11 protein-coding genes are annotated in these 14,258 nt (G+C 42.0%); 2 read left to right on the top strand and 9 right to left on the bottom strand.

The features are described 5' to 3' along the window. Positions 1–67: 67 nt before the first annotated feature. Together AQPE_RS06110 and AQPE_RS06105 are read left to right on the top strand one after the other, a co-directional pair. Positions 68–1,147, top strand: a complete 1,080-nt coding sequence (locus tag AQPE_RS06110) for a PKD domain-containing protein (protein ID WP_318350166.1) — start codon at positions 68–70, stop codon at positions 1,145–1,147. A gap of 151 nt (positions 1,148–1,298) precedes the next feature. Beyond that, on the top strand, positions 1,299–2,114 hold the full coding sequence (locus AQPE_RS06105) for an alpha/beta hydrolase (protein ID WP_318350165.1): 816 nt from the start codon (positions 1,299–1,301) through the stop codon (positions 2,112–2,114). A gap of 98 nt (positions 2,115–2,212) precedes the next feature. Here AQPE_RS06105 and AQPE_RS06100 read toward each other — a convergent pair whose 3' ends face one another. From AQPE_RS06100 to AQPE_RS06060, 9 genes are all read right to left on the bottom strand, one after another. Continuing rightward, the gene (locus AQPE_RS06100) at positions 2,213–2,785 is read right to left on the bottom strand and encodes a nitroreductase family protein (RefSeq protein WP_318350164.1); all 573 of its coding nucleotides are present in this window, start codon (positions 2,783–2,785) and stop codon (positions 2,213–2,215) included. 10 nt (positions 2,786–2,795) lie between these two features. Next, positions 2,796–3,302, bottom strand: a complete 507-nt coding sequence (locus tag AQPE_RS06095; protein ID WP_318350163.1) for a cupin domain-containing protein — start codon at positions 3,300–3,302, stop codon at positions 2,796–2,798. A gap of 125 nt (positions 3,303–3,427) precedes the next feature. Then, positions 3,428–4,126 (bottom strand): hypothetical protein, encoded by a 699-nt coding sequence (locus AQPE_RS06090; protein WP_318350162.1) that lies wholly within the window; start codon positions 4,124–4,126, stop codon positions 3,428–3,430. Between the two features lie 61 nt (positions 4,127–4,187). After that, a complete protein-coding gene (locus AQPE_RS06085) occupies positions 4,188–5,357 on the bottom strand; it encodes a Gfo/Idh/MocA family protein (RefSeq protein ID WP_318350161.1) in 1,170 nt (389 codons plus the stop codon). 102 nt (positions 5,358–5,459) lie between these two features. Then, positions 5,460–6,917 carry an apolipoprotein N-acyltransferase gene (locus AQPE_RS06080; RefSeq protein WP_318350160.1) on the bottom strand — a complete coding sequence of 486 codons (1,458 nt, stop codon included), beginning with the start codon at positions 6,915–6,917 and terminating at the stop codon, positions 5,460–5,462. An 18-nt stretch (positions 6,918–6,935) separates the two neighbouring features. After that, complete coding sequence (locus tag AQPE_RS06075; protein ID WP_318350159.1) at positions 6,936–7,823, bottom strand: sugar phosphate isomerase/epimerase family protein; 888 nt, start codon at positions 7,821–7,823, stop codon at positions 6,936–6,938. A gap of 20 nt (positions 7,824–7,843) precedes the next feature. Further along, entirely contained in the window at positions 7,844–9,265 is a 1,422-nt protein-coding gene (locus tag AQPE_RS06070; RefSeq protein ID WP_318350158.1) for a GntT/GntP/DsdX family permease, read from the bottom strand. A gap of 324 nt (positions 9,266–9,589) precedes the next feature. Next, positions 9,590–11,893, bottom strand: coding sequence for a GH92 family glycosyl hydrolase (locus tag AQPE_RS06065; RefSeq protein WP_318350157.1), 2,304 nt, complete (start codon positions 11,891–11,893; stop codon positions 9,590–9,592). A 50-nt stretch (positions 11,894–11,943) separates the two neighbouring features. Next, positions 11,944–14,226, bottom strand: coding sequence for a GH92 family glycosyl hydrolase (locus AQPE_RS06060; RefSeq protein ID WP_318350156.1), 2,283 nt, complete (start codon positions 14,224–14,226; stop codon positions 11,944–11,946). Positions 14,227–14,258: the final 32 nt, after the last annotated feature.

Raw genomic sequence — 14,258 nt, 5'->3', positions numbered from 1 at the left:
CAGGATTCGGAAAAATTCTGATTTCCAATTCAGAGAACACGTTAGGAATAATCGAAGATGACTAGTTATGAGTCGTTTAAAATATAGCATATTTCTGATTTTTAGTTTCCTGCTTTTACTGAACAGTTGGGCTCAGGAAGATCGTGGCTACAAAATCTATCAGTTTCCGGCTAACATGATTCCGCGCATTGACGGAAACACGGATGATTGGGCTAGTTTCCCAGATGAATATGTGGTCGGAACCGATCAGCTTTGGGACGATTCGAAGCATTATCTCGAAGTTGATCCCAAAAATCTGGATGTAAAAGTAAAGGTAGCCTGGGTAAAAGGGTTGAATCGGTTGTACTTTCTGTACGAAGCTTACGACGATTACTGGGACTTTTCATTACCTGGCTTGCATAACGATATTTTCGAGATTGTTGTCGATGGCGATCTTTCCGGAGGACCGTTTATTGTTGAGCAGCACCCCAATCCTTCTCCAAATAAAATGGAAACTTACTTTGCATTTCAGGGTATTCATGCGCAAAACTATCACATTTTTACTCCGGCAGTTGGCAAAGACTGGGCGTTGGCTTGGGGCCCGCAAAATTGGATCAAAAAATTGCCCTATTCCAACATTGCCTATTCGTATAATTTCAAGCCTGGCGAGTCTGGGAAATTGATTGCCGAGTTTTGGATTACGCCTTTCGATTATGCAAGTGCTGAAGGTCCGGAGCGATCAGTTGAATCGGAACTCTCGGATAATAAAAAAATCGGACTGACCTGGGCGGTGATCGATTACGACGATGTGATCGATGAATCGAAAAAAGGCTTCTGGAACTTGTCGAAAAATCATAAGATGTATGGCAATTCGAGCCTTGGAACGGTTTTTACCTTGATGCCGCTAGCTGAAAAATTTCAAAAATCGTTCGAAGCGCAATGGTCGTTTCTGGTGACCGATATGTCGAAAAGGGAGGTTTTATTCAAAGACGAAAGCCATGGGAAAATTACCAGCTGGCATTGGGATTTTGGCGATGGAACAATCTCAGCCGAGCAAAACCCTTTACATCAATACAAAGAAGCGGGAAAATACATTGTTATTCTCGACATTGAAGGGCCTAAAGGAAAATCTCGAATGTCGAAAGTTTGGGACGTTGCTGTTAAATAATTGAAAGAGTTGCACCTTGTAAGCTTTGCCAAAGTTGGGTTGATCGTAAATATACCGTATTTTTATGCAGTGGTTCCGAGGAACTAGAGCTCGGATTACAAATTAGGAAAACAACTCAAATATCCCATTTATAGCATTTAAATATTTTATAATGAAACGAATAATTGCTCTTTTGTTTTGTGTTTGGGCGTTGATTCCGGCTCGGGCTGCTATCGTCGATACCATTCAGGTTTATAGTTCTTCGATGCAGAAAAATATTAAGGCAGTGATTGTTACTCCTGATAATTATGCTTCGGACAAGGAGCTACCGGTGGTGTATTTACTCCACGGATACAGCGGTAATCACCTTGATTGGATCAATAAAGCCAAAGGTTTTGAGAAAGCTGCCGATCAGTTTAATCTGATTGTTGTTTGCCCCGATGGTGGTTACAGCAGCTGGTACTGGGACAGTCCGGTTGACCCAACCTTGAAATACGAAACCTTTGTCTCCTCCGAATTGGTCAAATCGATTGACGCAAAGTACAAAACCATTAAAGACCGGAGAGGCCGCGCAATTACTGGGCTTAGCATGGGTGGGCATGGAGCATTGTACCTCGCTTTCCGTCATCAGGATGTGTTTGGAGCTGCCGGAAGCATGAGCGGCGGTGTTGATATTCGTCCGTTTCCAAACAACTGGGACATGGCCAAACGATTGGGAACTTATGCCGAACAGCCCGAGCGCTGGGAGAAGAATACTGTTGTTAGTCAGCTGAATCTGCTGACTCCAAACTCGCTGGCAATTATTATTGATTGCGGAACGGAAGACTTTTTCTATAAAGTGAATGAAAACTTACATCAGCAACTGTTGTACCGCAACATTCCACACGATTATATTACCCGTCCCGGCGGTCACACCTGGCCATACTGGACAAATGCGGTCAAATTTCAAATGCTGTTTATGAGTAATTATTTCAATAGTGCGAAATAAGGAATAAACAGTTCCAATAGAATAAAAAACAAAGGCCCGAAGTCGCTGAGATTTAGTTTTTCTTAGTGTCTTCGGGCCTTTGTGGCAACTCATAGTTTTTATTTTACTTCCAGAATAATTTCATCCAACGCTCGTTTCGGAACATGGTGAACCTGATTTTCGTCGCGCCAGTATTTAATGTCGTCACCTTTTAGTTCTTCCAGAACAACGGTTTCTTTAGGTTTACCGAGAGCCAAAACATACAAAATTTCGTATTGCTCCGTAAGCTCCAGAATTTCGCGAAGTTTATTGCGATTGACCGAATGGATGATGCAACCCCCAAACCCAGCTTCGGTAGCTCCAAGCAGGATGCTTTGCATAGCAATTCCATCGTCGCAAAAGTAGTTTCCTGAAAGTAGTGTATCGTGCAACAATATGATATAAGCCGATGGTCGTTCACCTTCCTCGGGGCCTTTCCAGGTCGTGAGGTAGCCAGCCCATGCGAGTTGCTCGAAGATTTTAGCATTGAGCGGTTCCTTAGTACTCAATATGTATTTCATCGATTGGGCGTTGCGGGCAGAGGCCGAATTTCGTGCCAGATCGATCCATTCACGAAGCTGATTCGGCGAGATCTTTTCAGACTGGTAAAAACGGCGGTAACTGCGGTTCTTCAAAATAAGGTCTTTAAGCATAGCCATATTTTTATTCTGTTTCGTTTTTAAGTTGTTCCCATTTTTCTGCAATGTTTTCTTCGCCTTTGAAATAGGCTACCTGAGATTCTTTGTCGAATACTTCCATGGAAGGCGCTAGTAGTAACTTGCCTGAATCGGGGTATTCACAAACGTCAAATCCGATAAATGTTCTTACATCCAGATAAATGCACGGTTCTGTCGTGTGATTAAAAAACTGATGGGCCCCGGTTTCTCCCATTTCAAAAAAAACAAGATCACCACTCGATACAATTTCAAGCCCAACTGGAGTTCTCAAGGTCATAGAACCCGAAACCACCATAAATAATTCCTCTGAATTTCTGTGGAAATGGTAAGGCGCAGAGAATTGTTCCGGATTTAACGATCTCAGATCGAAGTTCAGATTTTGAGGTTTTACTCCTTTTTTCACCCTTGACAAATCTGTAAATAAGCGGAAATGATCAATTTTGTTCGCGTTTTCCTCGAATTCCCTTTGGTCACATTTTAAAATAGTTGCCATATAATTTATTTCAAATTGTTATTTTAGGAGTCCCCCCATAATTGGGAGAATGAAATAATTCCTGAATATTGGTATCAAATGGAAGCGTATCATAATTTCCTGCTCACCGGACATAATATTCAGGTTCATTTAAGTATTTCCCAATGTTCGATATAAATTCCAAGTAAGATATGCCAAATTAAATAATGTCCCAGGCGTATTGATAATGATGCTAAGAATCCGGCCTTTTTATACCAGATTGCCTGTAAGAAATTCATCAGTAACCCGGTTATTATGGCATATGTGACAAGTAAAAAACCGCCTTGTGGAATTTGTTCTATTGGTTCTCTGACTGCTGTTAGCAAAGCTCCAATCCAAAAGATGACCATATAATTCTTTCCTTTTCGAAACCAACTTGCAAATAATAAAATAATGGTCAGTGGAATAAGTCGGTAAAACACTTCTACTTCGAATGCACCTGAAAAGTATAAAAAAATAGAATACGGAAAAGGTTGAGTAAAAGGTGGTAGTTCCGGATAAGGTTGAGGATGTAGAATTACTTTGAAAATCAGTATATCTAATATCCCAAAAAGTAAGCCTATTGCAATTGGGAAAAGAAATCGATTCTTATTGGAGATTTCTAATTGCCAAAAATCAGGAAGTTTTGCTTTTGATTGGAGAAGCAAAAAGGGTACTCCGATAAGTAGAAATAGTATATTTGTATAATCCCAAATTCGAATGTATTTGAAGTCAGAGACATATGCATTTCCCCAATAGATACCTAGTCCTGCAATGAATAGAAAGAATAGATAGGTTATCAAATTACTTTTTACATCCTTTGTCATACGTTATTCCATTGTGTTAATTTATTACTGTCGCCGAATCGACGGTTATTGTCTAACTCAATCAGACATTCAGTCGATAAGCCATTTTTTGAGCAGTCAAGGCCAATTCGGTGGCCAGAAAACAATGATCCTGTGTCATGGCTGTTTCGGTACGGTTGACCACATCACTTACCAATTGTTCGCCGTAAGGCATATATACCTGAGAACAGTCGTAATACTTTGTTTCGTTTTGGTTGACCAGGAACAAATGATTTTCCCCTTTGCGACCGGCAATATCAATGTACTTTCGCATCTCGATATAACCTTCGGTCCCTAAAATAAACATTCTGCCATCGCCCCAGGTAGCAAGTCCTTTTGGCGTGAACCAGTCGATGCGAATGTAGCCCGTGGCATGAGGACTACGGACGGCCATGTCGCCAAAATCCCAGTATTTGGGATGGTCCGGGTTGTTGAAATTTCCCACCTGTGAAAAACTAACCTCGGCTTGTTTGGAGTTGGTGTAAAACAGGAATTGGTCGCACTGATGGGAGCCAATATCGCATAAAATACCGCCGGCCTTTTCAGGATCCCAAAACCAGTCGGGACGGACGGTTATTCCAACTTTGTGAGGTCCGATTCCCAATGTCTGGACCACTTTGCCAATAGCCCCGGACTGAACCAGCTCTGCCGCTTTCACTGATGCCCGATTGCTCAAACGTTCGCTGTAAACGATTGAATAAATGCGTTTCGTTTCTTTCTGGACTTTTTTCACCTCCTTAAATTGTTCGAAAGTCAATATGCCGGGCTTGTCGGTCATGTAATCTTTTCCTGATTTCATGACACGGATGCCAATTGGGGCGCGGTCAACAGGAATAGCGGCGCTGGCGACCAACTGAATGGAATTATCTTCCAGAATTTCGGTCTCGGTTTTAGCTATTTTAACGGTTGGATATCGTTTGGTAAAGTCAGCCAACAATTCTGGCTCTTTGGCATAAACCGCCACCAGTTGTCCGCCTCCTTCAATCAAAGAGCTTACCATGCCATAAATATGGCCGTGATTGATTCCGATGACCGAGAACCGGATGGATTCTTTGGGTGCTGGTCGGTTCTCTGGCTGGACGATGATTTCTTCAATCTGTTTATTACTGTATTGACTCTGGCCAAATAAATCGGCTGGTAACATCGATGTGGCTGCTAAGGCCGAAGCTGATGCAAACGATTGTCTCAAAAAATTACGTCTGTTCGATTTCATATGTTGTGTTTTTTAGGTTTAATGATAGTTATTTAAAATTTATTCAAGTATTTGTTTAGTTTTATATGGCGTTTGATATCCACATTATTAGTGATTTGTTGTTTAACGATTCTTACTTTTAATTGCTATTAGTAAAATGAAGGAAATCGTGGTAATTATCATCAACAATCCAAACCAATCCTCATGTTGAGTATAAAATGTCTCAATTCTGGCTAGATCAATTTGTCCAACTAAATTGGTTGATTTACCATTTGAAGAATTTGCTTCAGCATTTACTCTTCCATATGCATCGCTAATCGTTAGTCTTCCCAGCCTTGCCGTTCTCACTTCTGAGAAGCCATTTTCTACCCCCCTCAATATAGCCATTCGTGAATGAAGCCAATCGTCAACTACGAAATCCCAAGCAGGAATGCAAAGAAAAACAACCTTACTCCTGCCATATTGTTTAATGTATCCAGGGAAATCAAGGTCTTTACAAATAGCTGCTCCCGAATGAAAATTCCGGAATGAAAATAATCCCAACTTATTACCCGGAACAAACTCATCTTCCAGCACAGTCACCAGGTGAGTTTTATTATAATCCATTATTATATTGCCTTGTTCATCTATTGCTAAGGCTGAATTATGTGCAGTTTCATTTTTGAAATTTGTATATCCGGTTATTATATTGATATGATTTTGTCTCGCGCAGGTACTCAAAATTTCTATAGTAGCTGAGTCTGTTTCTTTGTTTACATCAATTGCCCTCTCCGGAAGCACGATTAACTTTGCTCCCTGAGCTGCAAGTTTACTGATTTCTGATACATAATTTTGTGTATGTTCTAATTCGTTCTGAAAATTAAGGCTGCCCATTTTATGCATCTTTTCATCCAGAACAACAAGCCCAACGGTCGATTTTTCTGTTATCGGAATAGTGTTAATTCGATTAAATCCATAAAGAAATACCGAAACGATAAGAATTGAGGCTGTAAATATCAACGCCAATAATTTTTTTTTCTCTTTACGGAAGTGCCAACCCATTGCCAAAGCAGAAGGAATGAATGTTACCATAAAGGTGATTCCTAAAATACCGGTTATGGAGGTGATTTGTATTAATGGCAGAAAGTTTGATTGTGAGTAAGCGATACTTGCCGCAGTACCATCGTGTGAAAACCTGATCATTAACGCTTCAAATGCAGTAAAAAAAACAGGGAAAGCGAAAACAGCATACCACGAACTGGTTTTTACAACCATTATTCTTGCGAGAACAATAATAAATGCAAAAATCAGAGGCAAGGCAAGAGTGAAAATTATTGCGGGAATCAATGTTGCAACAGTAATTAAATAACCGAGCCAACTAAGTCTGCCGATTAAATAGGCAAAGAAAGAAATGAAGAAAGTCTGCTTAGCTGTTGCATTAAACGAAATGAGTAGAATCGGAATAGGAGCGACCCACAAAAGATACCAATAATCTCCATTTAATCCGTTTGAAATGTACCAGCATATCCCAGAAAGCAGAATACTCGCAATTATCAAAACTCTTTTAGTAGCAATCGTTTTTATTTTTTGAAAAATTCCCATTTTCTTTCAATTTTTAACTTACTCTCCAACTTTCCGCATTGCTTCTCTGACTTCGTTCAAAAACAGCGGAACCTTTACTTTTGGATCGCCTTCTCCGAGGGTTTCGATCGGGAGATAACCACGGTAGCCCGATTCTTTAATGATTTTCATTAACCGATCAAGGTCAGTTTTTTGCTCTACTCCGTTTACAAACAGGGTTTCTTTAAGCTGCCAGTTCACGGTATAAGGAATGGTCTGAGCAATTTCCTTGTACGGATCGGTGCGGAAGCTGCCAATATCGAGAATTAAGCCAAACCAGTCGGAGTTGACCCGCTTAATGACTTCAATGGCCTGATCGGCAGTTTTGATAAAATCGTTGTGATTCTGAATGGCAACCACCACACCATGAGCTTTCCCAAACTCAGCACATTCTTTGAAGTCGGCCACCAAATAATCGACCACCTTTTCGCGAGGCAAGCCTTTGGTATCATCCGTTCCGGAGAAGACACGAATAACCGGTGCTCCCAGTTTTTCGGCAGCTACAATCCATTTCTTGACCAACTCAACACTGACTTTGCGTTTCGCCTGATCGGGATCGGTAAAATCGTTACGAACTCCGGTTCCGCTGATTTCGAGCCCCAGCAAGAAGGCTTTTTGTTTAATGTGGTAAAGGTATTCGTCTGAAGGAACTTCGGGATATCCGGGGAAATAATAGGCGGTAATGTCAACGGCATCGAACTGGTTGACAGCACAAAATTCAAGCAACTGGTCGAGGTTCATTTCTCCTTTAGTTAGCGGAGAGTTGAATGAATAGGCGTTCAGGCTTGTTTTCAATTTGACTGGAAGTTTTTCGAACGATTTGCTCTGAACTTGAAATATGCCGATCAGGAAAAAGACAAAAATAATTGTGAATGAGATTAGTTTCATATTTCCTGATTTTATGTTTTTTAAATAAACACACTCATAATCATCACTGTAACGATTCCCACAATTCCAACAGTCGATTCCATCACCGTCCAGGTCTGGAAAGTTTGTTTGATGCTCAGTCCGAAATATTCTTTAAACATCCAGAATCCGGAGTCATTGAAATGCGACCACATCACGCTTCCGGCGCCCGTAGCCAAAACCATCAGTTCGGGCGATGTGCCCATTTGTTGTGCCATGGGCAGCATAATGGGTGCTGTTGTGAGTGATGCTACAGTTGCCGAACCGGTAGCCAATCTGAAAATGGAAGAAATCACGAAAGCCATCAATAGTGGATTCATTTGCATTGAACTGGAAATGGACCGAATGTATTCGATCACATGACTGTCTTTCAAAACCTGGGAGAAAGCGCCTCCTCCGGCGATAATCAAAACGATCATCGAAATGGCGCCAATCGATTTAGCCGAACTGTTCATCACATCGTCCATCTTTCTTCCTTTGCGCAGTCCGAGCGTTAAAATAGCTACAATGACAGCCATAAAAAGAGCAATATTTGCATCGCTCATAAATTTGAAGAAGGTCAGAACACCTGCAATGACATTTGACGATTGTGCGCTAAAACCTTTTCCGGTAAAGATGTGCTGGTAAAAACCAGTGATGCTTTCGATTCCCATCTGGGTGAGTTCGGCTTTTGCTGGCGGTGGGCCAAATATTACATCGGTTAAAGCGCCGAGGAGCATTAAAATAATCGGTGTCACTGCACAAAAGATGCTGATTCCCAATCCGGGCAGTTCGCTTTTCTCGAACTTTCGTTCCTGAAAAAGGTCGGCTGGAGGTGTAACTACAATGTTTTTGGTGAAGCGCGATAACCATACGCCGCCAATGAGGCAGGCCGGAATCATAGGAACTAGTCCGTATAGCAATACTTTGTTGACATTGGCCTCGTAGATAAACGACACATAAGTTGGGGCAGGGTGGGGAGGTAAAAAACAATGCGCCACAGATAGGGCCGAGCACAACGGAAGTGCCAGCCAGATGGTAGGCAATTTGGTTGTATAGGCGAAAGTAAAAATGAGTGGAATTAAAACCAGAAAACTAGCATTGTACATCATGGGCAATCCAACCAGGAAGCCAGTAATCAGCAATGCGTACTGAATATTTTTCAGGCCCATAAAATCAATCATCCTGAAGGTGATGGTGTGGGCCGCACCACTTTCTTCGAGTATTTTTCCGAGCATGGCGCCAAAAGCCAGGATCAGCACGATTTTGCCCATGGTGTCGCCAACTCCTTTCAATACTGAATCGAGAATGTCCAACGGGTTCATGCTGCTGAGCAATCCAACAGCAAATGAAGTAATGAGTAAAGCCAGAAAAGCGTTGATTTTAAACTTGCTGATGAGAAGCAGTAGAATGAGTATTCCGATACCGACAATTACAAGAGGCATAACAGTTTGGTTGAGTAGTTTGGCTAAAGGTAAAAATTTTACGGTTTGAGATTGAAGAAGAAGTGTCGTTATCGAAAAAAAGACAGTAGATTTTGTCGGGATTTGAAAATATGGCATAAAAAGAGGCTGTTCAAAAAGTCGAAGCTGAAACACCATGCCATCCGGAAATAACTGCAAACCATAAGGCTGGTAGTTTTTCCGGATGTGATGTCCAACGTGATGGAGAAACTAAACCCCGCTTAATAAATGAGCTGAATGAAGTTTAGTATTCCCTGTTCAATGACTTTTTAAACAGCCTCTTGGCTTGAAATTTATTTCTTTATTTTAAAGTTCACCTGCAATCATCAACGGTTTTTCATACGTTGCCATCTTTTTATTTGGCGTTTTACCCATGAAAAATTCGATGACACCTCCGTTTTCAATATCCTTATGCGCGATGTAATTCTTTTGATAAGGTTTGCCATTCAGGATAATTTTCTGAATGTAAATATTATCAGTACTGAGGTTGTTGGTGATAACCTTAAACTGTTTGCCATTTGCCAGGTTGATCGTAGCATTTTCTAACTGCGGCGATCCGAAACAATAAACGCTATTGGCCGGATTGACCGGATAAAATCCCATAGCGCTGAAAATATACCAGGCTGACATCTGTCCGCAGTCCTCATTTCCGGAGTAGCCCGATTGCTGGTCGTTATACAACTCGCGCATGATTTTGGCACTGTAATATTGTGCTTTCCAGGGCTGGCTGGTGAAATCGTACAAATATACAACATGGTGACTTGGTTCGTTTCCATGGGCATATTGTCCAATGAATCCGGAAGCATTTCCGTTCACATCGCCCGGTTTGGCATCAAGTGTAAAAAACTCATCAAGTTTTTCAACAAATTTCTGGTCGTTGCCCATTAAATCGATAAACGAAGGCACATCTTGTGGCACGTACCACAAATACTGCCACGCATTTCCTTCTGTAAACGGGAACCCGCCATTTCCGCCATATTCCAGCGGATTGAACGGATTGATCCACTCGCCACGACTGTCTTTTGCCCTGAAAAATCCGGAAGTTTTGTCGAACAGATTTTTATAGTCTCCTGAACGGTTCAGGAAAAATTTATAATCGGCTTCATGTCCCAGCTTTTTGGCCATCTGGGCTACACACCAATCGTCATAAGCGATCTCAAGAGTCAACGATACGGATTGTGTTTGCAGGTCTTCAGGAAAATAACCGTATTTATCGAGGACGTTGAACGGCGAATTTTTATGCGAGGTTGTTGACGATGCTTTTACTGCCTGATACGCCTCTTCATAATCAAATCCTTTAATTCCCTTTAGAAAAGCATCCACAATAACAGGAATCGCGTGGTTCCCAATCATGCAGTAATTTTCGGTTCCCCACAATTGCCAAATAGGCAAATATCCGTAGGTTTTATACTGCCGAAGCATCGAATTGATGAACCCGGCGGTACGGTCTTCCTGAACCAGCGTATAAAGCGGGTGTGCAGCGCGATAAGTGTCCCATAACGAAAATGTACTGTAATGCTTTTTGTCGGGAGCATTCTGAATGCTGTTATCTGTTGCCAGGTAATTGCCCGAAACATCGGCAATGTTGTTGGGCTGAATGAACAGGTGGTACAAACCGGTATAGAAAATGCTTTTTTGACGCGCTGTTCCTGAAATATCAATACACGAAAGCTCTTTGTTCCATGCTTTATTGGCCTGAACAGAGATGCCGTCGAAATTAAAATCTTTCATCTCAGCATTCAGGTTTTCCTTGGCTCCTTCAGCAGAAACAGAAGAAATGCCCACTTTTACCAGTAAAGGCATATTGTTATTCTGATCGAAATTCAGAATGATTTTCAGGTCGGAGTGATTGGCAACCGGAATATTCTGGAATTCGTTGGAACCGGCTTTCATCACCTGAGAATCGAATGGACGTGAAAATTCGGCCCTGAAATAAACTTTCCTGAGTTTGGCCCAGCCTGAAACGATCCGGTAACCTTCTATGGTTTTGTTATCGACCACGCGAACCTGAGCCGAAATAATTTTGGAATACCGGTAAGGACTGTCTTTGATCAGCGTATGTTCCAGATCAATTATCAGGTGATACGTATCTGCCTTAGCAAACGTATATCGGTGCATTCCACAATGCTCGGTGGCTGTCATTTCAGCACGGATGTTGTAATCATCGAGAACAACACTGTAATAACCCGGATAAGCTTTTTCGTTTGAATGACTAAAGTGGGAGCGGAAGCCCTTCGTTTTGCCGTCGTCGCTGCCAGCCTGCCATTTTTTGTCGCCACCGTAAGGCATAAAAAGAAAATCATACAGATCGGGACAACCCGTTCCGTTTAAATGAGTGTGACTAAACCCAAGGATTGTTGAATCTTTATAGTCATATCCGCTGCAAGGATCGTCGGGGTATTCGCGTGTGTCGGGACTCAGTTGAACCAACCCAAAGGGCATGCAGGCGCCTGGAAAATTACTTCCTGATAAACTGTTGGCATCCAGCGCCCCGGTGCCAATAAACACATTCACAAATTTGGTGTAGTCAACATTTTGTGAGTTTTGTGCAAGGACACCTGATGAAAAAATGATTATTGCTCCAATGATGGAGAATATTGCTTTATTCATGAATCTTAGAATTTATCGATGTTTGTTTTAACTGTTTCAGAAATGAGTTATTATTTTTTCAATTCGTTTGTAAACGAATACGGGAAATCGTCATCATCAATTCCACGTTTCAGGTTTGGTTTGTCGCCCATTTTAAAGTTAATCGTTGCGCCTTTCATCAGTTCTGTGTAGCTCAGCCAGTTTTTGCTGTAGTTGCTTCCGTTGAAAGTCATCGATTGAATGTATTTGTTATCCGCACTATTTTCAGGAGCATTGATAACTACTTCTTTCCCATTTTCGAGCTTTAATGTAATTTTTTTGAATAATGGTGCACCCAAAACATACTGATCGCTTCCAGGAGTGACCGGGTAGAAGCCCATGGCCGAAAATACATACCAGGCCGATGTTTGCCCGTTGTCTTCGTCGCCGCAATATCCGTCAGGAGTTGGAAGGTACATTCGGTTCATCACTTCGCGCACCCATTTCTGGGTTTTCCAGGGCTCGCCGGCATAGTTGTACAGATAAATCATGTGCTGAATGGGTTGATTGCCATGTGCATAGTTGCCCATATTCATGATCTGCATTTCGCGAATTTCGTGAATCGTCTGTCCGTAGTACGAATCGTCGAAAATTGGCGGTACCACAAAAACAGAATCAAGCATGTGTACAAATTCTTTTTTGCCACCCATCAGGTTAACTAAACCCTGAACATCGTGCAGCACCGACCATGTATAATGCCAGCTGTTTCCTTCGGTAAACGCATCGCCCCATTTAAACGGATTAAATGGTTTCTGGAACGATCCATCCTGATTTCGTCCACGCATCAGTTTGGTTTCCGGATCGAACACATTGCGGTAATTCTGGCTGCGCTTGGCAAATAAATCAATTTCAGACTGAGGGCGTTTCAGCTCTTTGGCCAGTTTATAAATCGTCCAGTCGGCAAAAGCATATTCGAGCGTGCGGGCAGTATTTTCGTTGATTTTTACATCGTACGGAACGTAACCGAGTTTATTGTAATAATCAACACCTTTACGGCCAACCGATTCAAGCGGACCTTCGGTTTTACTGTTTTTTACAACTGCTTCGTACAGCGTGTTGATGTCGTATCCACGGGCACCTTTCATGTAGGCATCGGCAATAATGGTTGCAGAGTTGGAACCTATCATGCAATCGCGATGACCGGGACTTGCCCACTCCGGAAGAAATCCGCTTTCTTTATAGGCATTGACCAAACCTTCCTGAATTTGTGCATTCAGAGCAGGTTCCATCAGGTTGAAAAATGGGAATACAGCGCGGAAGGTGTCCCAGAAACCGTTGTCGGTAAACATGGCGCCAGGTAAAACCTGTCCGTTGTATGGACTATAGTGAACTTTTTTCCCGTCTTTGTCGAACTCGAAAAATTTGCGTGGAAATAACATGGTACGATACAAACAGGAATAGAATGTGCGGGTTTGATCAGTAGTTCCACCTTCAACCGCAATGCGCGACAGCTCTTTGTTCCATACGTCTTTCCCTTTCTGGCAAACCTGGTTGAAACTATCAGTTCCCAGTTCTTTCAGGTTCAGTTCAGCCTGATCGAAACTAATGAACGATGACGCGATTCGGGCATGAACTTGTTCGCCTTTTTTAGTGACAAAGCGAATGGCCGCGCCCACATGATTATCTGTCAGTTCGGTTTTTCCTGAAACGATTTTATCGTCGCTCCAAACCGGGCTTTCAGCAAATGGCTTATCAAACTGAATTACAAAGAAGTTTTTGAAATTCGCCGGAACACCGCCACTGTTGCGGGTTGTGTAACCAATGATCTTGTTTTCGGAAGGAATAATTTTGATGTACGAACCTTTGTCGAAGGCATCAATTACAACCCATGATTTTTCGTTTTCAGGAAAAGTAAAACGAAAGATGGAAGCCCGTTCGGTGGGTGTAATCTCGGTAGTTACATCGTAATCGGCCAGGTAAACGCTATAATAATATGGTTTTACGGTTTCTGCCTTGTGTGAAAACCAGCTTGCGCGTTTTTCGCCTGCAATTTTCAGTTCGCCGGTCATCGGGAAAAGTGAGAACTGGCCGTAATCGTTGATCCACGGACTAGGCTGATGCGTTTGTTTGAACCCCTGAATGTGGGTTGCATCGTAGGCATACACCCATCCATCGCCCATTTTGGCGGTTTGCGGAGTCCAGAAATTCATTCCCCACGGCAATGCAATGGCAGGATAAGTATTCCCGTTCGACAACGAATAGTTAGAATCGGAACCCATCAGTGGATTGACGTAATCGACAGGCGATGATTCCTGAGAAAAGGAATTAATTGCAATGCAAAAAAGTAGTGATGCAATAAGAAATAGATGTTTCATTTATTTTTTTTTAGGATTTGTGTAATGATGCT

The sequence above is a fragment of the Aquipluma nitroreducens genome (assembly GCF_009689585.1).
Lineage (GTDB): Bacteria > Bacteroidota > Bacteroidia > Bacteroidales > Prolixibacteraceae > Aquipluma > Aquipluma nitroreducens.
The sequence above is the reverse complement of the archived record's forward strand: the minus strand, read 5'-3'. Positions and strand labels throughout refer to the sequence as shown.

Bases quoted from the DNA above. Each gene is read 5' to 3' on its own strand.
- AQPE_RS06110 (WP_318350166.1), top strand. From the start codon at position 68: ATGAGTCGTTTAAAATATAGCATATTTCTGATTTTTAGTTTCCTGCTT.
- AQPE_RS06105 (WP_318350165.1), top strand. From the start codon at position 1,299: ATGAAACGAATAATTGCTCTTTTGTTTTGTGTTTGGGCGTTGATTCCG.
- AQPE_RS06100 (WP_318350164.1), bottom strand. From the start codon at position 2,785: ATGCTTAAAGACCTTATTTTGAAGAACCGCAGTTACCGCCGTTTTTAC.
- AQPE_RS06095 (WP_318350163.1), bottom strand. From the start codon at position 3,302: ATGGCAACTATTTTAAAATGTGACCAAAGGGAATTCGAGGAAAACGCG.
- AQPE_RS06090 (WP_318350162.1), bottom strand. From the start codon at position 4,126: ATGACAAAGGATGTAAAAAGTAATTTGATAACCTATCTATTCTTTCTA.
- AQPE_RS06085 (WP_318350161.1), bottom strand. From the start codon at position 5,357: ATGAAATCGAACAGACGTAATTTTTTGAGACAATCGTTTGCATCAGCT.
- AQPE_RS06080 (WP_318350160.1), bottom strand. From the start codon at position 6,917: ATGGGAATTTTTCAAAAAATAAAAACGATTGCTACTAAAAGAGTTTTG.
- AQPE_RS06075 (WP_318350159.1), bottom strand. From the start codon at position 7,823: ATGAAACTAATCTCATTCACAATTATTTTTGTCTTTTTCCTGATCGGC.
- AQPE_RS06070 (WP_318350158.1), bottom strand. From the start codon at position 9,265: ATGCCTCTTGTAATTGTCGGTATCGGAATACTCATTCTACTGCTTCTC.
- AQPE_RS06065 (WP_318350157.1), bottom strand. From the start codon at position 11,893: ATGAATAAAGCAATATTCTCCATCATTGGAGCAATAATCATTTTTTCA.
- AQPE_RS06060 (WP_318350156.1), bottom strand. From the start codon at position 14,226: ATGAAACATCTATTTCTTATTGCATCACTACTTTTTTGCATTGCAATT.